We start from the raw sequence: 21519 nt of genomic DNA, 5'->3' as shown, positions 1-21519 counted from the left end.
TGAAATTTCATAAAAGTCTTTTTTATTTTAAAACTAATGCCAAAAATCAAACACATTTTAGTTTTTAGACTTTCAGCGATGGGAGATGTTGCAATGACTGTTCCTGTATTGAGAGCCTTTGCCGCACAATATCCGGATGTAATGCTTACGGTGGTTTCCAGACCTTTTTTTAAACCTTTTTTTGATGGCATTCCTAATCTTGACTTTTTTGCCATCGACTTGAAAGAAAGACATAAGGGATTTTTTGGCCTGGTTCGTTTGTACAAAGACCTAAAGAAGCTCGGCATTGATGCTGTAGCCGATTTACATAATGTGCTGCGTTCCAAAATAGTACGTACTCTTTTTGCATTAGGTGGTAAAAAAACAGCAGCTGTAGATAAAGGAAGGGACGGAAAAAAAGCTTTAACACGAGCAGAAAATAAAGTTTTCAAACCACTAAAATCAATGTTTGAAAGACATAAAGAAGTTTTTCGACAACTAGGTTTTGAAATTAATCTTAAAAATCCCGTTTTTCCTGAAAAGGCAAGCCTAACTCCAGAGATTTTAAACATAACCGGAATAAAAGACAAAAAATGGATTGGTGTTGCGCCTTTTGCACAATATGACGCTAAGGTTTATCCACAAGACATGATACAGCAGGTTATTGATAGGCTTTCTGAAAACAAAGAATATGCTGTCTTTTTATTTGGAGGAGGAAATAAGGAAATAGAAATCTTGAATCAGCTGGCCCAAGGAAAAGAAAACGTAATTACAGTGGCCGGAAAGTTAAAACTCGAAGAAGAAATAAAACTGATTTCCAATCTCGATCTTATGCTATCAATGGACTCAGGCAATTCGCATATTGCTGCCATGCTCGGTATAAAAGTAATTACGCTATGGGGCGCTACACATCCTTATGCCGGGTTTTTACCTTTTAATCAGGAGTTAAGCACGGCACTTGTTTCAGATAGGGAAAAATATCCATTACTGCCTACATCAGTTTACGGCAATAAAAAAGTAGAAGGCTATGAGGATGCCATGCGAAGCATTCCGGTAGAAAAAGTTGTTGCCGTAATCCAGGATGAGTTAAAAGGATAAGACGTTCCTCAAATATTAAGGATTTGTCTTTTTCTTTCTTCTTCTAATTAGTATCCAGATAATAATCCCTGCAACGATAATCGTCCAGATATTGACGAAAAAGATAATTATCTCTTCCAGAATATGCCATCCCGTTTTTAGGCCGTCCATAATTCTGACACCCATGCTCGTTCTGTATTCCTCATTATCAGGATTAGCAATTACCTCTTTTTTGAACTCTTCCCTTTGGTAAAGAGATAAGCTAAGGGTACTGAAATTTACCTGATCTTTTAGAGAAAGATTTGATAATTTGGCCTCGTCGGATTGCGTTTGGCTGTCGTGCAACCTGTCTTCAGCATCAAGTGTCTCGCCTAATTTTTTGCCACGATTCGTTATTGCATCCTCAACTCGTTTTTGATTGTCCTGGTTTCTTTTTTGTGAAAGATCATTTGACAACAATTGTAAGGAAACATCATCTGCTTTTATAACTCTAAAGTCCAAATAGTCTATTTGTCGGGCGATGGTTTTTAAAGTAGTATCCAATAGTGTATTTGGAACACGAATAATCATATTGTTCTCCACAACAAAACGAGTAGTCTCGACCAGAGAGTCGTTGCTTATTTTTGCTGTTGAGGTATTGACAATATTACTTCTCAATTCTGTTGAAGTTACAAAACCGCCAAATTTTGCAACCGTATTTTCAATAGCATAAGTCGATTTTGCCACGTTTTTGACTTTGAATCTCAAATCAGCCGTACGGATAAATTTCCGAGTTGAATTCTTATCCACGACAGCTGCTGATGATGAAACCATCGCCGCATCTGCTGAGGCAGTAGTTTCAGCTTTGGCATCTTCGGAATAGGCTTCCGGCATTTCTCTTTGTTTACAAGAAAAAAAACAAACAGATACAAGGAGAAGATATATGGCTCTTTTCATTTTTCAAATATTTGATAATCAAATGTAATTAAAAAAGAATTTTTCTGACAAAATATTTTATCGTATTTCCTTGACACATTACTTTTTATAAATCCAAGCAATAAAAAAAGAGGCTTTAAGCCTCTTTTTATTTTTTATAAGTACAGATTTTAAACATCGTCAAAATCAATATAAATTTCTGCGGATGTTGGATGTGCCTGACAAGTTAATGTCAATCCTTCCGCGATTTCTCTGTCGGTCAGGATTGAATTCTTTTTCATTTCTGCACTACCGGAAACAATTCTTGCAATACAGCTGCTACAGATACCACCCTGACAAGAATATGGTGCATCGATTCCTTGCTTTAATGCAGCATCAAGAAGCGTCATTTTTTGTGACATGTCAAAAGTAGTTTCTTCATCATCAACCAGAACCGTAACTTTGGTATGGCCTTCCAATGATTCTGAAATCTTATTTTCTTTAGTAGAAGCTGAAAACAATTCAAACTTGATATCCTTTTCCTTGATATTGTTTTCTTTCAGGACATTGTTTACCGTGTTAATCATTTCTTCCGGGCCGCACAAATAAAATTTGTCAAACTCAACAGAAGCGTGCTTGTTTTTCAGGATAAAATTCACCGCAGATTTTTCAATTCTGCCAAACAATGCATTTTCAGCTTTGGCCTGGCTAAATACATAATACACAAAAAATCGTCCGGTGTATTGGAGTTGCAGGTTATGTAATTCTTCATGAAAAATAGTTTCTTCAGGAGACTTGTTGCCATAAACCAATACAAAAGTACTTTGAGGCTCTTTTTCTAAAACGCTCTTTAGGATTGACATTACCGGAGTTATTCCGCTTCCGGCAACAAAAGCCCCATAATTTTTAATTCTGTTGGCATCCGGTTCAAAAACAAATTTTCCTTCCGGTGATCCTACTTCAATCGTATCTCCTGCTTTTAACTGCTTGTTAGAAAACTGAGAGAAAGCACCATTAGAAACGGCCTTGATTGCAATTCGCAACTCGCCGCTGTCTGGAGACGAACAGATGGAATAAGCACGACGGATTTCATTTCCGTCTAATGTTAGTTTCAGGTTTATGTATTGACCTGCTATGAAATTATAATTTGGTTTCAGTTCTAGAGGAACGTTGAAAAGTACAGAAACAGCATCTTTTGTTTCTCTTCTGACTTCTTTTATCGTTAGTTTATAAAATGTAGACATTCTGTATATTTTATGCAAAAATAAGCATTCCCTAAGCTTTTTTAAATAAGAAAAGCTTAAAAATTAATACCTAAAAATGTTATGCATAAGAAATTTATGTATATTTGAGAACTAATTTTGAAAGATGAAAAACTCCCAATTGTATAAAGGAAGCCTTAATACTATAATAATGAAGTTATTAGGTGAAAACGGACGTATGTATGGTTATGAAATCACGCAAAAAGTGAAAGAGATAACCAAAGGCGAGCTGAATATTACAGAGGGCGCGCTTTATCCGGCATTGCATAAACTGGAAGCTGAAGGCCTGCTGGATGTTGAAATTGAAAAAGTAGACAACCGTCTCCGGAAATATTATAAGCTGACAGAAAACGGACAAACTGAAACGGTAAACCGCCTGGCCGAATTAGAAGAATTTATAAAAAATATGCAAAGCATTGTCAACCCTAAATTAAGTTATTAAAATGAAATTAGATACAAATCAGATACACATAATTGATACGGTTTTAGAAAAATTGGGAGTCACTTATATTGATTATAAATATGAAATCCTTGACCATATTGCTACGGAGATAGAAGAAAAAATGATAATTCACAACATTGGTTTTGAAGAGGCTTTTCCGGCAGTATTAAAAAAATGGCAGCCAAAATTCAAGAAGTCGTCCAGCGTGTTATTTGGTTTTTTTTGGAAGATGCCGGAGGTATTGCTTAATAAATGTATCAGGATGTATAGAAAAAAACTACTTCTGGTATTAACGGCTGCAATGGTTTTAACTTCAGGATTTCTTTTGTTTTCTTCTTTTTTGAGAAACCACCTGGCCGATTTCTTCGGCATTGCAACAATTTTGTATAGTATGGCTTTCTTGCTGTCAGCCATAGGGTATGTCAAAATCCGATTGTCAAAAAGTAAAACATCGTATGGTTTTTTATATAAGCAGCAATTTATAGCCTGCTCGTTAGTAGCTTCGCAACAGCTTTATTATATGAATAGCGGCTTTGAAAGCAAGGGTTTCCCATCACTTTTTAGCTATTTTATAATTTTTACCTTGTCAATATACTTTATCTTTTCTGTTTTTAACCTTATCTATTACAGAGCACATTTTTATGAGTTAAAAAGAATGAGATTTTTAGAAGCCTAATACGCTTGTTATCTATAGTAAAGACAGAAATAATCCCTTTTCTATGAAATTAAATGAACAGCAGATAAGCCAATTATATCAATTCACACGTCAGCATTTTGTAGAATGGTATGACCTGCAATCGGAGTTGGTAGATCATTTAGCAAATTCCATTGAAGACCGATGGGAAGAAAATCCTAAATTATCTTTTGAAGAAGCATTGCAGCTGGAATTCAAGAAATTCGGAATCTTTGGATTTATGGATGTAATCGATGAACGCAGCCGTTTTTTATCAAAAAAATATAGCAGGATGATTTGGAAATATTATAAAGAATTTTTCAAGCTGCCCAAAATTATCCTGACCGGTTCAGCAATATATCTTTTGTATTTTCTTTCAGAAAAATTGCAAGAAACACAATTGTTATATCTTATTATTTTGGTAGCCATTGCTATTGTTTTCGGTATCGAAAATTGGAAGATCCATAAAGCTCAAAAGCTGAAAGAAAAAGAAACAGGAAAAAAATGGCTTTTTGAACAGGCGGTTACTGTTTTTGATGTCTATCCATTTACATTTTTGCCACTTCAACTCATTAATTTATCAGCGGGTGTCGGTGAGGTAACATGGAGCAAAGGGATAGCCATTTTAGGTGCCATAATATTGGTACTATTTGCGTTATTGCAATATGTACATTGGAAAATCGTATATCCTAAGATCACGCAAGAAATGGGCCGTATCTATCCGGAGTACGAAATATCAAGATAAGCTGTAACATTTGTAATGATTGCACTACTAATTCTCAAAACCCAACCATAAACTATGTTTAAAAATTTTCTTATGTTGGAATGGAAGGCTTTTCTCCGTTCCGCCTCATTCAAAAGTAATCTCGCCTTAAAAATAGTGATGATTTTTGTGGCTATTTATTTCACGGTGATATTTCTTTCCTTTGGAATCTTCGCATTTTTCATTATCAAAGAAGAGATGGATCTGGATCCGCTGATTACTGTCAACCGATTTTTGATTTATTATTTTCTTTTTGATATGATGATGCGGCTTTTTTTGCAGAAGATTCCTGTAATGAATATTCGCTCATTGTTGACGTTGCCAATTAAGAAATCAACGATTGTAAATTTTGCCTTAGGCAAAACGATGCTGTCGTTTTTTAATATTGTGCACTGTTTTTTCTTTGTGCCGTTTTCAATCGTTCTTATTATCCAGGGATATGATGTTACAAGTGTTATCCTTTGGCATATTGGGATGTTGGCTATGGTCTACGCCAATAACTTCTTTAATATATTGCTGAACAATAAAGATTACCTGTTTATCATCTTTATAGGGCTTGTGCTTGGTTTAGGAGCCATGCAGTATTATGGTCTGTTTGATATAACGGACTATACTTCGATTTTCTATCAAGGTTTATTTGATACTAAATATCTATTCCTGGTGCCGGTAGTTGTATTCATTGCCTTGTATGGGATTACCTACAATTACTTTAAGAAAAACCTGCATCTCGATACTGGACTTTCATCAAAACATAGCGTTGCCAAAACAGAAGAGTTTACCTGGCTTGATCAATTCGGAACCATTGGTACATTCCTTAAAAATGACATACGACTGATCAAACGTAACAAACGTTCTAAGACCACAATCTTTATGAGCGTACTGTTTCTTTTCTATGGACTGCTTTTCTTTGCGAGCGGAATAGAATCGTATGACAACCCAATGATGCATATGTTTGCGGGGATTTTTGTGACAGGTGGCTTTTTATTCACTTTTGGACAATTCGTGCCGAGTTGGGACAGTGCTTACTATCCGTTGATGATGACCCAAAACGTCCCATATAAAGGATACCTCAATTCAAAATGGTGGCTAATTGTTATTGCAACGGCAGTTTCAACTGTTATCGCTTCTTTCTATCTTTATTTTGGACTGGAAAAATATCTGATTATTGTTGTAGGTGCGGTTTACAATATTGGCGTAAACTCTCACTTGGTATTACTTGGTGGTGCTTATACAAAAACACCAGTTGACTTGAATTCCAGTAAGGGAGCTTTTGGTGACAAAAAAGCATTTAATGTAAAAACAATGCTTATCTCTTTGCCAAAACTGCTATTACCTATGATTATTTATGGATTAGGGTATTACCTGATCAACCCGATGACCGGATTGGCTCTTGTTGCCCTTACAGGAGTTCTTGGCTTTGCTCTGAGAAATAAAGTTTTTACCTGGATTGAAAAAGTCTATAAAACAGAAAAATATAAAACGCTGGATGCTTACAAGCAAAAAGGATAATCAAAATAAAGTCTAACGATATAAAAATCGAAAAATGATACAAGCAAAAAATCTTTCAAAAACATATAACGGAACAACCGTACTTAAAATAGATAATCTTGAAATCCAAAAAGGAGAAAGTTTCGGATTGGTAGGAAACAATGGTGCCGGAAAAACTACTTTTTTCAGCTTGCTGTTGGATCTGATTCAGCCTTCAACGGGAGAGATAATCAATAACGGCTTTAGGGTAGACCAAAGCGAAAGCTGGAAATCCCTTACAGCTTCTTTTTTAGATGAAAGCTTCCTGATTGGCTATTTGACTCCGGAAGAATATTTCTATTTTATTGGTGATTTACGTGGGCAAAACAAAGCAGATGTTGACGCCTTATTGCAGAAATATCAAGAGTTCTTTAACGGAGAAATCCTGAACAGCAAAAAATACATTCGCGATTTCTCAAAAGGAAACCAGAAAAAAGTTGGAATCATCGCTACTTTAATTGGAAATCCAAAAGTTATCATCCTGGATGAGCCGTTTGCAAATCTTGACCCAACAACACAATTCAGGCTTAAAAAGATAATTAAGGAATTGGCAGACAACCCAGAAATTACGGTTTTGGTTTCAAGCCATGACCTACTTCACACGGTTGAGGTATCCAACAGGATTGTTGCTTTGCAAAAAGGAGAAATAGTAAAAGACATACAGACATCGTCCGAAACATTGGAAGAATTGGAGCGATTCTTTGCTGTCTAATTTATGATATGGAGGCCTCGATTTTCGAGGCTTTTTTTTTGAACTATATTAAGATGTTCTATAGATAGCATCTGTCCGGATCAGCAAAAAATCACCTATTTTTTTCCCTATATCAAAAAGAAACGTATTTTTACCAGTCATTATACTAAAATCGATTTTTAAAAGTTAAGGAATAAAACGCTTTTACATTGAAAACCAACATACTTAAATACGTCATTCTGTTTTGCTTTTTTGCATTTTTGGTAGCTTGCTCTACCAAGAAAAATAACTTCGTTAACAGAAACATGCACGCCCTCAGCACAGAATACAACATTTTGTATAATGGCAACATTGCTCTTCAGGCCGGAATCAACGAACTGAAAGCGCAATACAAAGATAATTTCTGGGAAATACTTCCGGTAGAAAGGATGCAGGCAACTCAGGAAAAAATGCTTCCTGGCGATAAAAAAAATCCAAATTTCGAACGTGCGGAAACCAAAGCCAACAAAGCCATCCAGAAACACTCAATGTACATTGAAGGAGGAGAAAAAAATCCACAAATTGATGAAGCACACCTTTTGTTAGGAAAGGCACGTTATTACGACCAGCGATTTGTACCGGCTTTAGAAGCATTCAATTATATCTTATACAAGTATCCGAACAGCGATAAAATCTATGAGGCAAAAATATGGAGAGAAAAAACCAATATGCGTATGGAAAATGACGCATTGGCGGTAAAAAACCTTCGTAAACTTTTGCAGGAAATAAAATTCAAAGACCAGATTTTTGCTGATGCTAATGCGACCCTGGCACAAGCTTACCTTAATATTGAACAAAAAGACAGTGCTATATCAAAGCTAAAGCTGGCTATAGAATATACTCGAGAAAACGAAGAAAAAGCAAGATATCATTTTATCCTAGGACAGTTATACGATAGTGAGAATAAGAAAGACAGCGCAATGATAGCCTATCAATCTGTGATTGATATGAAAAGAAGAGCACCTCGCCGCTATGTGATCCAGGCCCATGCCAAGCAAGCACGCTATTTTGATTTCAAATCTGGAGATACTTTGGCCTTTGTCGAAAAATACAAAGACCTGCTAAAAGACCGTGAAAACAGACCTTATTTGGATGTAATTAATCATCAGGTAGGATTGTTTTATGACAATCTTGAAAAAGATAATCTTGCCAAAAAATATTACAATAAATCATTGAAATCCAATTCTCAGGACAATTACCAAATTGCTTCAAATTACAGGAATCTGGCAGAGATCCATTTCAATGATGCCAAATATTCTGTAGCGGGCCAATATTATGACAGTACGTTGGTTCGTATGGACAACAGAACAAGAGAGTATAAGGCAATCAAAAAGAAAAGAGAAAATCTGGTTGATGTTATTAAGTACGAAGCTATAGCTAAAACAAACGATAGCATACTTCACATTGTTTCCTTATCTGATGATGGCAAAAAAAGCTTTTTTGAAGATGTGATAGCACGCCTGAAAAAAGAAGACGAAGAAAAAGCCAAGAAAGCTTTGGTGGTAAATAATAACCAGCCAGGAACAGCTATTTCTACGAAAGAATCAGGAGGAAGTGATGAAGAGATGTCAAAGAGATCGGCGAAATTTGCCAACAAACAGGCGGCCGCGGCCGAAGAAATAAATAATATGGCACCTCCGGGAGTGGGAAGTCCTATGGCTGCCTCTAATTTCTATTACTATAATCCGACTACAGTAGCCTACGGGAAAAATGAATTCCGTAAAACTTGGGGAAATAGAGCATTAAAAGATAACTGGAGATTGTCTCAGGGGAAAAGCAAAATCGGATTTGGTGATGATGTTACTGATGAAAGCGTAGCCTCAAAAGAAGAAGGTGATACTAAAAAAGAAGACAAAATTGACGTAAGATATACGGTCGATTATTACCTGAAACAATTGCCTGCAGACCAGAAAGTAATTGACAGTCTTGCCAAAGAAAGAAATTTTGCCTACTACCAGTTAGGTCTTATTTATAAAGACAAATTCAAGAGATATGAACTGGCTACAGGCAGGCTTGAAAAATTATTGCAAAATGATCCGGAAGAAAGACTGATTTTGCCGTCAATGTATAATCTTTACAAAATTTACGAAGTAACGGACAAACAAAAAGCAGAAGCAATGAGACAGCGAATTCTTTCGCAATATCCGGATTCCCGCTATGCTACTATTTTAGAAACGTCACCTTCAGACTTGGCTAAAGCCAATGATACTCCAGATGCGGCTTATAATAAGCTGTTTAAGCTCTACGAAGCAGGCCAGTATCAGGCTGTTATGAAAGAAAGCGAGACTCTTATTGAGCTGTATGCCGGAGAAGATATCATACCAAAAATAGAATTGCTTAAAGCCAATACGACCGGAAAACTAAAAGGTCTTGAAGAATATAAAGGCGCATTAAACTATGTGGCTTTGAATTATCCAAACAGCAAAGAAGGTAAAGAAGCAGAAAGCCTTTTAGCGACTAATATTCCGCAACTGGAAGCCATCGCTTTTGACAAAGAAATTCCGATAAGCTGGAAAATACTATATAAAGTAGGGTCAAATCCGGAAGAAAAAAACACAAAAATACTTCAGGATAAGATAAAGAAATTTGTTTCTGGAAGAACGGTTGACAAACTTTCCATGTCTTTTGATGTATATACTGCAAATGAAAGTTTTGTGACAATTCACGGAATCAAGACAGAAGAAAATGCAAAAGACATTGCGTCAATATTGAAAGATTACAAAGACTATAAGATTCAGGACAATCCTATAATTATATCAAACGAAAATTATAAAGTTGTTCAGATCAAGAAAAACCTTGCCGATTACTTAACAATCAAAAAACCGTAAAAGATGTTTGATAAGAATCCCAAATCCTACACAGACCTTTTAGGGAAAACCAATAGAATTGTTGAAGGAACCATAATAAAGGGCGACATCATTTCCCAGGCCGATTTCAGGCTTGATGGAGAGCTGATAGGAAATTTTCAGTCAAAAGGGAAAATCGTTATCGGCCCTGCAGGAAAAGTAATTGGTGACATTATATGCAGAAATGCAGATATTGAAGGAAAATTTGACGGTAAAATTGAAGTCATGGAAATCCTGAATGTAAAAGCCAAGGCAAAAATCTACGGAGAAGTTATCGTTGGAAAGCTGTCTGTTGAGCCAGGAGCTGAATTTAGTGCTTCCTGTACGATGAAGGCCAATGTAAAAAACCTAAACCCGGGAGATGGAAAACAACGACCAGAAGAAAAAATCGCTTAGCAAATGGGCGGCATTAATGAATATTCCCTTCCAGATGGGAATCATTATTTTTGCCTTCACTTATCTGGGAATGTGGCTCGACGAAAAATATTCTAATAATTCTTCAATCTGGACAATCGTTCTGTCGCTTTTGTCAGTATTCATTGCACTATATAACGTAATTCGACAGGTAAAAAATCTAAACAAAAAATAATGCACAGGCTTTTCGCTTTTTTAAAGTATTTTATTCCCTTTTCAGTAATCCTTTTTATTGCACAATTTTTTATCACACAAAAGCTATTTCCGGATACGGCATTTTTCTATCAGGTCTGGAGTATCTATACTTTCCATATCATAGCAACGCTTTTGGCTTATCTTTTTCTTCTTTTTGTAAATAAAAACTTTTCAGATAAGACCGGTTTTGCATTCCTTGCCGTGAGCGTTATCAAGATGATGGCGGCTGTAGTTTTTCTTATCCCTTTGATAAAGGCTGACGTAAATGACCCAATAATCGATGTTGCCGCCTTTTTTATCCCGTATTTCCTATTCCTTTTTTTTGAAACTTTTTTTGCAATTCGTTTAATAAACAAACACTAATTGCAGTGAATATTAAAGAATTATTATTCAAATGCCAAATAACTAAAAATTATATTGATATATTTTCAAGTATGAATTAAATATGTACCTTTGCAAAAATTTTTGAAACGTAAAATTAGATACACAATTTAATAATGGTAATTTCAAATAAACCACTCCAATTCATTCTGGCTGCTTTTTTAGCGTGTATTCCCCTGGCGAGCTTCGGCAGTACAACGGTTGACAGTATTTATGTTAAAACTGAAGCGGCAAATCCGGTACACGGAAGCCACAAAGAATTAAATGCCCATGAGGAGAAAGAGTTTAATGCAAGCGACTTGATTAATTCGCACATTGGAGATTCTCATGATTTCCACATTGCAGATTGGAATGGCCATCCAATTTCGTTCAGCCTTCCTGTTATTTTATGGACTAGCAATGGACTGACGATTTTTTCTTCAAAAGAATTTCACCACGATAATACAGGACACCATGTAGTGTCTGCAAACGGTCAAGATTTTGTTCGTTATAATGAAGTAATTTTTTACGCAGATAAATTTGAAAAACTGACACAAGACGAAAAAGGAGCTTTCAATTTTGAAGCAAGACCTTTGGACTTCTCAATCACTAAGAATGTCTTTTCAATGTTAATGTCGGCAATTGTTCTTTTCTTGTTGTTCTCTGCTGTAGCACGTTCGTATAAGAAAAACAAAATGGCGCCTAAAGGATTGGCAGGTTTCTTGGAGCCGCTGGTTACTTTCGTAAGAGACGACATTGCAATTCCAAATATCGGTCACAAAAAATATGCGAAATACATGCCATATCTTTTGACGATATTCTTCTTTATCTGGATCAACAACCTTATTGGTTTGATTCCATTCTTCCCATTCAGCTCTAACTTGACAGGAAACATATTCTTTACTTTCGTAATGGCATTGATTACTTTTATAGTAACTACGCTAAGCGGAAACAAATATTACTGGAAACACATTTTGCTTCCTCCGGTTCCAAAAGCATTATATCCTATTATGGTTCCGATTGAAATCATCGGTATGCTTACAAAACCTTTCGCCTTGATGATTCGTTTATTCGCGAACATTACTGCGGGTCACATTATCATTCTAAGTTTGGTTTCTTTGATATTCATCTTTAAGACAGTTGCGATTTCTCCGGTTTCTGGTGCATTCGTATTGTTCATGAGTGTCTTGGAAATGTTGGTTGCTGCATTGCAGGCTTATGTTTTCACATTATTGTCAGCATTGTTTATTGGTCAGGCTGTAGAAGAGCACGATCATCATTAATTTGAGTTTTATTAATTATTAACTATATAAATTTATTACTATGGTATTAGCTGGAATCGGTGCTGGATTAGCTGCAATTGGTGCAGGTATTGGTATTGGAAAAATTGGTGGATCTGCAATGGATGCTATTGCTCGTCAGCCAGAAGCTACTTCAAAAATTCAAACTGCTATGATTATCGCAGCTGCACTTATCGAAGGTGTTGCTCTTTTCGCAGTAGTAGTTGCATTAATTGCAAAGTAATTTAAAGTAAATAAAGCTTCCTGCAACGGTTGGTTTCAGGGAGCTTTTTTAAAAACGACAAACAAATTAAATAAATATATAAGTTTATGAATTTTACTGCACCAGAGAGTTTAGTTTTTTGGACAACGATTATCTTCGTAATTTTCTTCATTCTTTTAAGAAAATTCGCTTGGAAGCCTATTTTAGGGGCTGTAAAAGGACGTGAGGAATCTATCAACAATGCATTGGCATCTGCTGAAGCAGCGCGTAAGGAAATGCAGAATCTTACTGCAGACAATGAGCGTATCTTGCACGAAGCTCGTATGGAACGTGACGTTCTATTGAAAGAAGCTCGTGAAATGAAAGATAAAATGATTGCAGATTCTAAACACGAAGCACAAATTCAGGGAGAAAGAATGATCGAGCAGGCAAAAGCTGCTATCGAGGCTGAGAAAAATGCAGCAATGGCTGAATTAAAATCTCAAGTTTCATCATTGTCTCTTGACATTGCTGAGAAATTATTGAAAGAGGAATTGTCTAACAAAGAAGCTCAAACTAAATTGGTTGAGAAAATGTTAGGTGACGTAAAATTAAACTAATATGTCAGGAACTAGAGCAGCAATCCGATACGCAAAAGCAATTTTAGATTTGGCGTTAACCAATGGCGCAGCGCAAGATGTCTATAATGATATGACTTCGATTGCATCAACAGTAGCTGATAATGAAGAGTTGAATACTTTTATTCAAAACCCTACTATCGGAGTTGGTGTTAAAGAAGCGGCCCTGACAGAAGTTTTCGCAAATGTAAATGGAGTGACCAAAGGTCTTTTCCACTTGCTGTTTGAAAACAAAAGATTTGAAATCCTTGCAGATATTGCTTCGCAATATAAAATCCAGTTCGATGAAATGAATGGACTTGAAGTAGCAAAAGTTACTACAGCTATTCCAATGGATTCAGCTTTGGAAGCAAAGGTTTCAGAAAAAATCAAAGAATTTTCAGATAAGAAAATCACAATTCAAAATATAGTAGATCCATCTATTATTGGAGGATTTATCTTAAGAATAGGCGACAAGCAATACAATGCTTCAATTGCCAACAGATTACAAGTTTTAAAAAGAGAGTTTAGTAATTAGTTTTACCACACTAAAAGTGTATAAATTATAAAACAAAATGGCGGAAATCAAACCTGCTGAAATTTCAGCAATATTAAAAAAGCAATTATCAGGTTTTGAATCTGGTGCTACGCTGGAAGAAGTTGGAACAGTACTTCAAGTTGGAGATGGTATTGCTCGTGTATACGGGCTTTCAAATGTTCAATACGGTGAGCTTGTAGAATTTGACAACGGTATGGAAGGTATCGTTTTGAACCTGGAAGAAGATAATGTAGGTGTCGTTCTTTTAGGACCATCAACAGGAATCAAAGAAGGTTCTACAGCAAAAAGAACACAACGTATTGCTTCGCTTAAAGTGGGTGAAGAAATGGTAGGACGTGTAGTAAACACTTTAGGTCAGCCAATTGATGGTAAAGGACCTATTGGCGGAACGCTATATGAAATGCCATTGGAAAGAAAAGCTCCTGGAGTTATCTTCCGTCAGCCGGTAACTGAACCTCTACAAACAGGTGTAAAAGCTATCGATGCGATGATCCCGGTTGGACGTGGACAAAGAGAGCTTGTAATTGGTGACCGTCAGACTGGTAAATCTACAGTTTGTATTGATACCATCCTGAACCAAAAAGAATTTTATGATGCAGGTCAGCCTGTATTCTGTATATATGTTGCAATCGGACAAAAAGCTTCGACTGTAGCAGGAATTGCAAAAACATTAGAAGAAAAAGGCGCAATGGCTTATACAATCATTGTAGCTGCTAACGCTTCTGATCCAGCTCCGATGCAAGTTTATGCTCCTTTCGCAGGTGCTGCTATCGGTGAATACTTCAGAGACTCTGGTCGTCCGGCATTGATTGTTTATGATGATTTGTCTAAGCAAGCAGTAGCTTACCGTGAGGTTTCTCTTCTTTTGAGAAGACCACCAGGACGTGAGGCATACCCTGGAGACGTTTTCTACCTTCACTCAAGATTGTTAGAAAGAGCTTGTAAAGTTATCAATAACGATGACATCGCTAAAAACATGAACGATTTGCCAGATTCATTGAAGCCAATCGTAAAAGGTGGTGGTTCATTGACTGCTTTGCCAATCATTGAAACACAAGCGGGTGACGTTTCTGCTTATATCCCAACAAACGTAATTTCGATTACAGATGGACAAATTTTCTTGGAGTCTGACTTGTTCAACTCTGGAGTTCGTCCTGCGATTAACGTAGGTATCTCTGTATCTCGTGTTGGAGGTAATGCACAGATCAAATCAATGAAAAAAGTATCAGGTACTTTGAAACTTGACCAGGCACAATTCCGTGAATTGGAAGCGTTCGCTAAATTTGGTTCTGATTTGGATGCTGTTACATTAAACGTAATTGAAAAAGGTAAGAGAAACGTTGAAATCTTGAAACAAGGTTTGAATGATCCTTACACTGTTGAAGATCAGGTTGCTATTATCTATGCAGGTTCTAAAAACTTATTGAGAAACGTTCCTGTTAATAAAGTAAAAGAATTCGAGAAAGACTTCTTGGAATTCATGAACAACAAACATAGAGATACTCTTGATGCTTTGAAAGCTGGAAAACTTGATGACAAGATTACTGATGTTATTGAGAACGTAGCTAAAGAAGTATCAGCGAAATATAACTAAAATTAGTCAAACGTCTTAAAGACAAAAGTCGAAAACCAAAATCAAATAGGTAATTTCACTAAACTTTTGTCTTTATGACTTGGGACTTTTAGACTAATAAAAAATGGCAAACTTAAAGGAAATCCGTAATAGAATTACTTCCGTTTCATCAACGATGCAGATTACATCGGCGATGAAAATGGTTTCTGCTGCAAAGCTTAAGAAAGCGCAAGATGCCATTACGGCAATGCGCCCTTATGCTGAAAAATTAACCGAATTGCTACAAAATGTAAGCGCTTCGCTTGATGGAGAAAGCGGTGGAAAATATTCTGACCAAAGACCTGTAAATAAAGTTCTTATTGTTGCAATTACTTCAAACAGAGGTTTGTGTGGAGCATTCAATTCTAACGTTGTAAAAGAAACTAAAAACCTTTTACAAAACTATGCAGGAAAGAAGGTTGATTTTGTTACTATCGGTAAAAAAGGTAACGACATTGTCAGAAAGACAAATAACGTAGTTATAAACAATAATGGTGTATTTGATGATTTGACTTTCCATAATGTTGCTGAAATTGCGGAAGAATTGATGAAGCTATATGCTGACGGAAGCTATGATAAGATTGAGCTGGTTTATAACCAATTCAAGAATGCTGCAACTCAGGTTATCATTACTGAGCAATTTTTACCAATTGTTCCGGTAAAGGCAGAAAGCAAAAATCAGGTAGATTACCTTTTTGAACCATCAAAAGAACAAATCGTTGAAGAATTGATTCCACGTTCGTTAAAAACACAGTTGTATAAAGCAGTGAGAGACTCATTTGCTTCTGAGCACGGAGCTCGTATGACAGCGATGCACAAAGCAACTGATAACGCAACAGAATTGAGAAACCAATTGAAGTTGACATACAACAAAGCACGTCAGGCTGCTATTACCAACGAAATCTTAGAGATTGTTGGTGGAGCCGAAGCTTTAAAAGCATAAAAAAGCATTTTTTTAGATAAAAAGCCAGCATTTGCTGGCTTTTTTTTATATTCGTAGTTAATCAAATAATTATATTATGAAAAAAATTACTTTTTTATTAGCCCTTTTTGGGGCTGGAGCGTATGCTCAAACTTTTCCCAACCCCTATTGCGACATAACAGATGTTTTTCTGGTAGAAGAAATAACTTCAGTAAGTTTTGCTGGCGCTTCAATCACGAATAATGATGACGAAACAGTACTTTTAAATCATATTTCTACGATTGCAAACGTTACTCCGGGGCAATCCTATACAATACAAGTGCAAGGGAATTCACATGGAGATTATGACAATGAATATATTGCTTATATTGATTGGAATCAGAATGGTCTTTTAACTGATGCAGGTGAATATTATTATATCGGAAAGCTAACCGATACTAATGGGAATGACGGTGTTATTGCTTCAAAATCGATCCTTGTTCCTACAACTGCAACTACAGGAAATACACGTATCCGTATTATCAAAGTTTTTACAGCAGAACTAGAGGATTTTGTACTATATCCTACACCATGTGCTATTGCTGCTGAAGATCTAGAATTTGAAGAAGTTAGTGATTCATTTGGACAAGCATTAGACTTTACGGTAAATGTAGGAGCATTAAGCGTAAATTCTTTCGATTTGAATTCTTTGGCTGTTTATCCTAATCCGGCAAAAGACGTGTTAAACGTAAAATATAAATCAGACATACAAGATGTTAAGGTTTATAATTTATTAGGACAAGAAGTTTTATCACAAAAAGCAGGACAGTCAGATTTCCAATTGAATACCAGCAAACTTTCTGCAGGAACTTATGTAGTGAAACTATCTGCTGAAGGTGGACAGCACAATTTCAAATTGGTTAAAGAATAACAACTAATAGGATAATACAAAAAAGGCAGGGAAATATTTCCCTGCCTTTTTTGTATTAAATATCTATGCGATTAATTGTTCAGGTGATACAATAAGAAATTGTAAAAAGAAGATTCTTCTTCGGTTTGACCCTGATAAGTAGATTTCCCGGAATGTCCCGAATTTGATAGTGTTTTTAAATAAATTGGATTTTTTTGAGCACTCCTGTTTTGTAATCTGGCAGCAAACTTATACGAATGCAAGGGTGGAACCCGATCATCATTTTCTGAAGTGATAATCAATGTTGTTGGATAATTGACATCTTCTTTTATATTGTGATAAGGAGAATAACTCAGAAGCGAATTAAATTCTGCTTCAATATTAGGATTTCCGTATTCGTCTAAATGTCTTTTCCCAACCGTATACAAATCAAATTTTGCCATATCAAATGCCCCGACTTTTGGGATTGCGACTTTAAATAAATCCGGTCTTTTAGTCATGGCTACACCTACTAGCAAACCTCCCTGAGATCCGCCAGTAATCGCTAATTTACTCGGATTGGTATAGTTTTCCTTAATCAGATATTCGGCAGCATCAATAAAATCATTGAACGTATTGATTTTCTTTAATCCTTTTCCTTCAGTATGCCATTTGATGCCTTTTTCACCACCTCCACGTATTTCAGCATAAGCATAAACGCCTCCCTTTTCTAAAAAATAAAGCAATCCGGTATCATAATGAGGTCCGGAGACAGCTCCAAAACCTCCATAAGCTTCCAATAAAGTTGGATTATTTCCATCAAGTTTAGTTCCTTTTTTATAAATTATTGTAATTGGAACATCCTTATTATCTCTACTTTTATAGATAGTTGCTTTAGTTTCAAAATAATCAAAAGGAAATAAAGAAGGCTTAGGCTGATTGAAATCATTAAAGTAAGGATTGTGTTTGCCGGTTTCAATATTTAGCTTGTAATTATGATTTGAAATGGTATAAGAAAAGAAAGTAACATATATGTTTTTTGTCTCAGCTTCTAAATAATTGATTCTGAAATTCATTCCCATTGGCGCTTCAAACTTCCGGATAAATTTTCCTTCATAATCATAAATCGACATATAGTTTGATCCAACCGTTTTGTATTTTGCAATAATATAATCTTTATAGAAAAAGGTATCGGCCAAAAGATTGGCATAGATCTGAGGAACAATAACCTTTTCATCATTGCCATTTAAATCAAAGGAACGGACTTCGCCCCAATCAAATTTTGAAGTTGAAAAATAAACGCGTCCATTGATATAGTTTAAAAAAACAAAGCTGTCATCGGTATTCTCAAAAATTCTCGTAAATGTTAAGGGCTCGTCACTCAAAGTAGCATAAAAATATTTTACCTGCGTTTCATCTTCATTTTGTTCAATAACAAAAAGTTTATCCTCGGCCGTAAAAAAAGTAAAATAGCTTTTCGTATCACTTGTATCATAAACCAATTTGTCATTTTCTTGCAGAGCTCCAATTTTATGGCAATACAGCTGATAGGTTGTATCAACTGCAAAACGATCAGTGTTTCGGTTTCTCTTGTAAAAAACGCCCTCATCTTTATTCCAGGCAAGGTTAGAATATCTGACATTCGTTAGCTTATCATCCAGATTTTTTCTGTTGTCTAAATTAACAAATCGGATTTCACGCATATCACTTCCATCATTGCTAACAGAAAAGGCAAGTAATTTGGAACTTTTTGAAGGATAATAGCCATTAATGCTAACATTATTGTTATTAAAAATCTTTGACGGATTTATAAGCTCAACAGGATCGTCATTCAGGTTCTTTTTGTAAAAAAGATAAGCCGGTTTGTCTTTATCAATTCTATAGCTTGCAAAAAAATACTTTCCTTTTTTGACTGGAATAGCATAGGTCGACAGGAAATCATATTCTTTGATCTTTGAAAGACTTGAATAGCTTTTCTTGATTTCTTCCAAGTGCGAATCAGTAAGTTCATTTTCTGAATTTACCCAGGTTTTGGTCTCTTTGGAGTCCGTTTTTTCCATCCAGGAATAATCGTCCTGATACGAAAAATGATGTTTTGAAAAAAGAACAGGAATCTTTTTAGCCTCTGGATAGTTCTGAGAAAATGCTTGAACTGTCAGTAGTAAAGTATAAAGCAGTAAATATTTTTTCACGTGAAAAGTCTGATAATTTGGGCAAAGATATCTTTTTTTGGGTCAGGCTTCATGCAGCCTTTTTTATTTAAAGAAAATTCGAATAAAATATGCTTATAAGGGTTTTAAAATGATTCTGAAATCAAAGAATTAGCTATTTTTGTTAAATAAAATTGACGAAACCTATTTTGAGCTTATATAAAAATCTTTTCAAGCAGACAGCGATTTACGGACTTGCTACAGTTGTGCCAAGAATGTTTAGCTTTTTTTTGGTGCCGCTTTATACGGAACTGCTACCAAAAGCAGAATATGGACAGGTCAATATTATTTTTGCATACCTGATTTTTTTTAACGTCATCCTGGCGTATGGAATGGAAACTTCATTTTTCAGGTTCTATAATACGGAAGATGATAAAAAAACAGTTGTTGAAACATCCACTGTTTCTATTTTTTGGACGAGTATTCTTTTCTTGGTTCTTGCTCTTCTTTTCAGGACTTCAGTCTCAGAATTTATTGAAGTTGATGTACAATATGTTACCTATGTCATCTGGATATTGGTACTTGATGCCTTAGTCATCATTCCTTTCTCAAAACTACGGGCTCGACAGAAGCCTATATTTTATGCAGCAGTAAAGATTGGCAACGTGGCCGTAAACTTAGGACTGAATTTGTTTTTCTTGATTTACCTTCCAAAAATAGCCCAACAGAATCCGGATAGTTTTATAAGCTCATTGTATTTTGATGATTTCCAGGTCGGCTATATTTTTGTTTCCAATATTGTGGCGAGCTTGCTGACACTATTAGTCTTTTTGCCTAATTATCTGCATGTCCGTTGGCATTTTGATTTCAAGCTGTGGAAAAAGATGCTGCAATACGGATTTCCAATCATGATTGCCGGGATCGCCTTTGCTATCAATGATCAGTTTGATAAGATATTATTGAAATACTTGCTTCCGCCTGATATCGCTGATGCAGAAGTGGGGATTTATTCGGCTTGTTATAAGCTGGGGCTTTTTATGGTATTGTTCCGTACAGCTTATACTTTGGGAATTGAACCTTTCTTTTTTAGTCATGCATCTAATGAAAATGCAAAACAGACGTATGCGACAATTACTAAATACTTTGTAATATTTGGCTCTTTGATGACATTGGCAGTTATTGTTTTTGCTGATGTACTAAAGATAGTCATGATTCGTGATTCATCGTTCTGGGACGCCATGGGAGTTGTGCCGCTGATTATCCTGGCTAATTTTTTCCTTGGAATATATACCAACCTTTCAGTATGGTACAAGCTAACCAATCAGACACATATAGGAGCTTATATTTCGATTATCGGTGCAATCATAACGTTGGTTCTGAATTATCTGCTCATCCCATCGTTTAGCTATTATGGTTCGGCAATTGCAACCATCGCAGCCTACGGAAGTATGATGTTTATTTCCTATGTCTGGGGAAATAAATACTACCCGATTCCCTATGATAAAAAAGCAATAGGAGCCTATCTCGTAATCTCTATTCTTTTTTCATTCATTTATTTTTACGGATATCGGGAAAATTATTGGGTGGGAATCCCGATGTTGATTGCATTCATGTATTTCATATATTACAACGAAAAAGAAACCATCCTCAGGATTATTAAAAGAAAAGCCTAAGCATATAAATTTTTTACCTTTTATCAATGACAATTAAAATCATAAACAAATCTCAGCACCCATTACCAAATTATGAAACGTTAGCCTCAGCAGGAATGGATCTGAGAGCCAATCTTTCTGAACCAATTACTTTAGGCCCATTAGAAAGAGCCATTGTAAAAACCGGACTTTTTATAGAATTGCCTATTGGTTATGAAGCACAAGTGCGCCCACGAAGCGGATTGGCCGCAAAAAAAGGAATAACCGTACTCAACTCTCCAGGAACAGTTGATGCGGATTATCGTGGTGAGATTGGAGTGATTTTAGTAAATTTATCAAATGAATCTTTTGTAGTCGAAAACGGCGAAAGAATAGCACAATTGATTATTGCCAAACACGAAAGAGCTGTCTGGTTAGAAACAGAAGAACTGTCTGAAACTTCAAGAGGCGAAGGCGGATTTGGAAGCACAGGAGTAAAATAAATAAAACAAATTA

At 35.8% G+C, this 21519-nt stretch carries 22 protein-coding genes; 19 read left to right on the top strand and 3 right to left on the bottom strand.

Translation table 11 applies throughout. The features are described 5' to 3' along the window. Nucleotides 1–36 precede the first annotated feature (36 nt). On the top strand, nucleotides 37–1077 hold the full coding sequence (locus ABH942_RS13730) for a glycosyltransferase family 9 protein (protein WP_370032896.1): 1041 nt from the start codon (nucleotides 37–39) through the stop codon (nucleotides 1075–1077). A gap of 15 nt (nucleotides 1078–1092) precedes the next feature. Here the strand turns inward: ABH942_RS13730 and ABH942_RS13725 are convergent, their stop codons facing one another. Both ABH942_RS13725 and ABH942_RS13720 read right to left on the bottom strand, forming a co-directional pair. Further along, nucleotides 1093–1992, bottom strand: coding sequence for a DUF4349 domain-containing protein (locus ABH942_RS13725; protein WP_370032894.1), 900 nt, complete (start codon nucleotides 1990–1992; stop codon nucleotides 1093–1095). A gap of 149 nt (nucleotides 1993–2141) precedes the next feature. After that, nucleotides 2142–3194 (bottom strand): 2Fe-2S iron-sulfur cluster-binding protein, encoded by a 1053-nt coding sequence (locus ABH942_RS13720; RefSeq protein WP_370032892.1) that lies wholly within the window; start codon nucleotides 3192–3194, stop codon nucleotides 2142–2144. Nucleotides 3195–3318: 124 nt separating this feature from the next. On the opposite strand from ABH942_RS13720, the gene ABH942_RS13715 reads away from it, so the two are divergent. From ABH942_RS13715 to ABH942_RS13640, 16 genes are all read left to right on the top strand, one after another. Then, nucleotides 3319–3654, top strand: coding sequence for a PadR family transcriptional regulator (locus ABH942_RS13715; protein ID WP_139998947.1), 336 nt, complete (start codon nucleotides 3319–3321; stop codon nucleotides 3652–3654). Nucleotide 3655: 1 nt separating this feature from the next. Continuing rightward, on the top strand, nucleotides 3656–4330 hold the full coding sequence (locus ABH942_RS13710; RefSeq protein WP_370032890.1) for a hypothetical protein: 675 nt from the start codon (nucleotides 3656–3658) through the stop codon (nucleotides 4328–4330). A 43-nt stretch (nucleotides 4331–4373) separates the two neighbouring features. Then, entirely contained in the window at nucleotides 4374–5072 is a 699-nt protein-coding gene (locus tag ABH942_RS13705) for a hypothetical protein (protein ID WP_370032888.1), read from the top strand. A 54-nt stretch (nucleotides 5073–5126) separates the two neighbouring features. Beyond that, nucleotides 5127–6599 (top strand): DUF5687 family protein, encoded by a 1473-nt coding sequence (locus ABH942_RS13700; RefSeq protein ID WP_370032886.1) that lies wholly within the window; start codon nucleotides 5127–5129, stop codon nucleotides 6597–6599. 34 nt (nucleotides 6600–6633) lie between these two features. After that, nucleotides 6634–7329 carry an ABC transporter ATP-binding protein gene (locus tag ABH942_RS13695; RefSeq protein ID WP_370032884.1) on the top strand — a complete coding sequence of 232 codons (696 nt, stop codon included), beginning with the start codon at nucleotides 6634–6636 and terminating at the stop codon, nucleotides 7327–7329. Between the two features lie 284 nt (nucleotides 7330–7613). After that, nucleotides 7614–10175, top strand: coding sequence for a gliding motility protein (locus tag ABH942_RS13690; RefSeq protein ID WP_370032882.1), 2562 nt, complete (start codon nucleotides 7614–7616; stop codon nucleotides 10173–10175). Nucleotides 10176–10178: 3 nt separating this feature from the next. Further along, on the top strand, nucleotides 10179–10589 hold the full coding sequence (locus ABH942_RS13685; protein WP_056067197.1) for a polymer-forming cytoskeletal protein: 411 nt from the start codon (nucleotides 10179–10181) through the stop codon (nucleotides 10587–10589). Continuing rightward, a complete protein-coding gene (locus tag ABH942_RS13680; RefSeq protein WP_370032880.1) occupies nucleotides 10555–10782 on the top strand; it encodes an AtpZ/AtpI family protein in 228 nt (75 codons plus the stop codon). The genes ABH942_RS13685 and ABH942_RS13680 overlap by 35 nt, the downstream gene beginning before the upstream one ends. After that, the gene (locus ABH942_RS13675) at nucleotides 10782–11165 is read left to right on the top strand and encodes a hypothetical protein (protein ID WP_370032878.1); all 384 of its coding nucleotides are present in this window, start codon (nucleotides 10782–10784) and stop codon (nucleotides 11163–11165) included. The genes ABH942_RS13680 and ABH942_RS13675 overlap by 1 nt, the downstream gene beginning before the upstream one ends. Nucleotides 11166–11299: 134 nt before the next feature. Further along, nucleotides 11300–12445, top strand: a complete 1146-nt coding sequence (gene atpB / locus ABH942_RS13670) for a F0F1 ATP synthase subunit A (RefSeq protein ID WP_370032877.1) — start codon at nucleotides 11300–11302, stop codon at nucleotides 12443–12445. A gap of 40 nt (nucleotides 12446–12485) precedes the next feature. Beyond that, the gene (atpE, locus tag ABH942_RS13665; protein WP_044401428.1) at nucleotides 12486–12686 is read left to right on the top strand and encodes an ATP synthase F0 subunit C; all 201 of its coding nucleotides are present in this window, start codon (nucleotides 12486–12488) and stop codon (nucleotides 12684–12686) included. A gap of 86 nt (nucleotides 12687–12772) precedes the next feature. Next, on the top strand, nucleotides 12773–13264 hold the full coding sequence (locus tag ABH942_RS13660) for a F0F1 ATP synthase subunit B (RefSeq protein ID WP_370032875.1): 492 nt from the start codon (nucleotides 12773–12775) through the stop codon (nucleotides 13262–13264). A gap of 1 nt (nucleotide 13265) precedes the next feature. Further along, the gene (gene atpH, locus ABH942_RS13655; protein ID WP_370032873.1) at nucleotides 13266–13799 is read left to right on the top strand and encodes an ATP synthase F1 subunit delta; all 534 of its coding nucleotides are present in this window, start codon (nucleotides 13266–13268) and stop codon (nucleotides 13797–13799) included. A 37-nt stretch (nucleotides 13800–13836) separates the two neighbouring features. Continuing rightward, nucleotides 13837–15414 carry a F0F1 ATP synthase subunit alpha gene (gene atpA / locus ABH942_RS13650; RefSeq protein ID WP_370032871.1) on the top strand — a complete coding sequence of 526 codons (1578 nt, stop codon included), beginning with the start codon at nucleotides 13837–13839 and terminating at the stop codon, nucleotides 15412–15414. Nucleotides 15415–15517: 103 nt separating this feature from the next. Continuing rightward, nucleotides 15518–16375 carry an ATP synthase F1 subunit gamma gene (gene atpG, locus ABH942_RS13645; protein ID WP_370032869.1) on the top strand — a complete coding sequence of 286 codons (858 nt, stop codon included), beginning with the start codon at nucleotides 15518–15520 and terminating at the stop codon, nucleotides 16373–16375. A gap of 76 nt (nucleotides 16376–16451) precedes the next feature. Further along, entirely contained in the window at nucleotides 16452–17264 is an 813-nt protein-coding gene (locus ABH942_RS13640; protein WP_370032867.1) for a T9SS type A sorting domain-containing protein, read from the top strand. A 71-nt stretch (nucleotides 17265–17335) separates the two neighbouring features. Here ABH942_RS13640 and ABH942_RS13635 read toward each other — a convergent pair whose 3' ends face one another. Next, nucleotides 17336–19414, bottom strand: coding sequence for a prolyl oligopeptidase family serine peptidase (locus ABH942_RS13635; protein ID WP_370032865.1), 2079 nt, complete (start codon nucleotides 19412–19414; stop codon nucleotides 17336–17338). Nucleotides 19415–19581: 167 nt separating this feature from the next. On the opposite strand from ABH942_RS13635, the gene ABH942_RS13630 reads away from it, so the two are divergent. Both ABH942_RS13630 and dut read left to right on the top strand, forming a co-directional pair. Next, nucleotides 19582–21045 (top strand): lipopolysaccharide biosynthesis protein, encoded by a 1464-nt coding sequence (locus ABH942_RS13630; RefSeq protein WP_370032863.1) that lies wholly within the window; start codon nucleotides 19582–19584, stop codon nucleotides 21043–21045. Between the two features lie 26 nt (nucleotides 21046–21071). After that, nucleotides 21072–21506, top strand: a complete 435-nt coding sequence (gene dut, locus ABH942_RS13625; RefSeq protein ID WP_370032861.1) for a dUTP diphosphatase — start codon at nucleotides 21072–21074, stop codon at nucleotides 21504–21506. The last annotated feature ends 13 nt before the right edge of the window (nucleotides 21507–21519 follow it).

This window comes from Flavobacterium sp. 28YEA47A, assembly GCF_041262125.1.
In the GTDB taxonomy this organism is placed as follows: domain Bacteria; phylum Bacteroidota; class Bacteroidia; order Flavobacteriales; family Flavobacteriaceae; genus Flavobacterium.
The sequence above is the reverse complement of the archived record's forward strand: the minus strand, read 5'-3'. Positions and strand labels throughout refer to the sequence as shown.

What these genes read in the sequence shown, in the direction of transcription:
- ABH942_RS13725 (WP_370032894.1), bottom strand. Translation starts at nt 1,992, where the DNA reads ATGAAAAGAGCCATATATCTTCTCCTTGTATCTGTTTGTTTTTTTTCT.
- ABH942_RS13675 (WP_370032878.1), top strand. Translation starts at nt 10,782, where the DNA reads ATGCACAGGCTTTTCGCTTTTTTAAAGTATTTTATTCCCTTTTCAGTA.
- ABH942_RS13720 (WP_370032892.1), bottom strand. Translation starts at nt 3,194, where the DNA reads ATGTCTACATTTTATAAACTAACGATAAAAGAAGTCAGAAGAGAAACA.
- atpB (WP_370032877.1), top strand. Translation starts at nt 11,300, where the DNA reads ATGGTAATTTCAAATAAACCACTCCAATTCATTCTGGCTGCTTTTTTA.
- ABH942_RS13695 (WP_370032884.1), top strand. Translation starts at nt 6,634, where the DNA reads ATGATACAAGCAAAAAATCTTTCAAAAACATATAACGGAACAACCGTA.
- atpG (WP_370032869.1), top strand. Translation starts at nt 15,518, where the DNA reads ATGGCAAACTTAAAGGAAATCCGTAATAGAATTACTTCCGTTTCATCA.
- ABH942_RS13640 (WP_370032867.1), top strand. Translation starts at nt 16,452, where the DNA reads ATGAAAAAAATTACTTTTTTATTAGCCCTTTTTGGGGCTGGAGCGTAT.
- atpA (WP_370032871.1), top strand. Translation starts at nt 13,837, where the DNA reads ATGGCGGAAATCAAACCTGCTGAAATTTCAGCAATATTAAAAAAGCAA.
- atpE (WP_044401428.1), top strand. Translation starts at nt 12,486, where the DNA reads ATGGTATTAGCTGGAATCGGTGCTGGATTAGCTGCAATTGGTGCAGGT.
- ABH942_RS13690 (WP_370032882.1), top strand. Translation starts at nt 7,614, where the DNA reads ATGCACGCCCTCAGCACAGAATACAACATTTTGTATAATGGCAACATT.
- ABH942_RS13730 (WP_370032896.1), top strand. Translation starts at nt 37, where the DNA reads ATGCCAAAAATCAAACACATTTTAGTTTTTAGACTTTCAGCGATGGGA.
- atpH (WP_370032873.1), top strand. Translation starts at nt 13,266, where the DNA reads ATGTCAGGAACTAGAGCAGCAATCCGATACGCAAAAGCAATTTTAGAT.
- dut (WP_370032861.1), top strand. Translation starts at nt 21,072, where the DNA reads ATGACAATTAAAATCATAAACAAATCTCAGCACCCATTACCAAATTAT.
- ABH942_RS13700 (WP_370032886.1), top strand. Translation starts at nt 5,127, where the DNA reads ATGTTTAAAAATTTTCTTATGTTGGAATGGAAGGCTTTTCTCCGTTCC.
- ABH942_RS13660 (WP_370032875.1), top strand. Translation starts at nt 12,773, where the DNA reads ATGAATTTTACTGCACCAGAGAGTTTAGTTTTTTGGACAACGATTATC.
- ABH942_RS13710 (WP_370032890.1), top strand. Translation starts at nt 3,656, where the DNA reads ATGAAATTAGATACAAATCAGATACACATAATTGATACGGTTTTAGAA.
- ABH942_RS13705 (WP_370032888.1), top strand. Translation starts at nt 4,374, where the DNA reads ATGAAATTAAATGAACAGCAGATAAGCCAATTATATCAATTCACACGT.
- ABH942_RS13680 (WP_370032880.1), top strand. Translation starts at nt 10,555, where the DNA reads ATGGAAAACAACGACCAGAAGAAAAAATCGCTTAGCAAATGGGCGGCA.
- ABH942_RS13685 (WP_056067197.1), top strand. Translation starts at nt 10,179, where the DNA reads ATGTTTGATAAGAATCCCAAATCCTACACAGACCTTTTAGGGAAAACC.
- ABH942_RS13715 (WP_139998947.1), top strand. Translation starts at nt 3,319, where the DNA reads ATGAAAAACTCCCAATTGTATAAAGGAAGCCTTAATACTATAATAATG.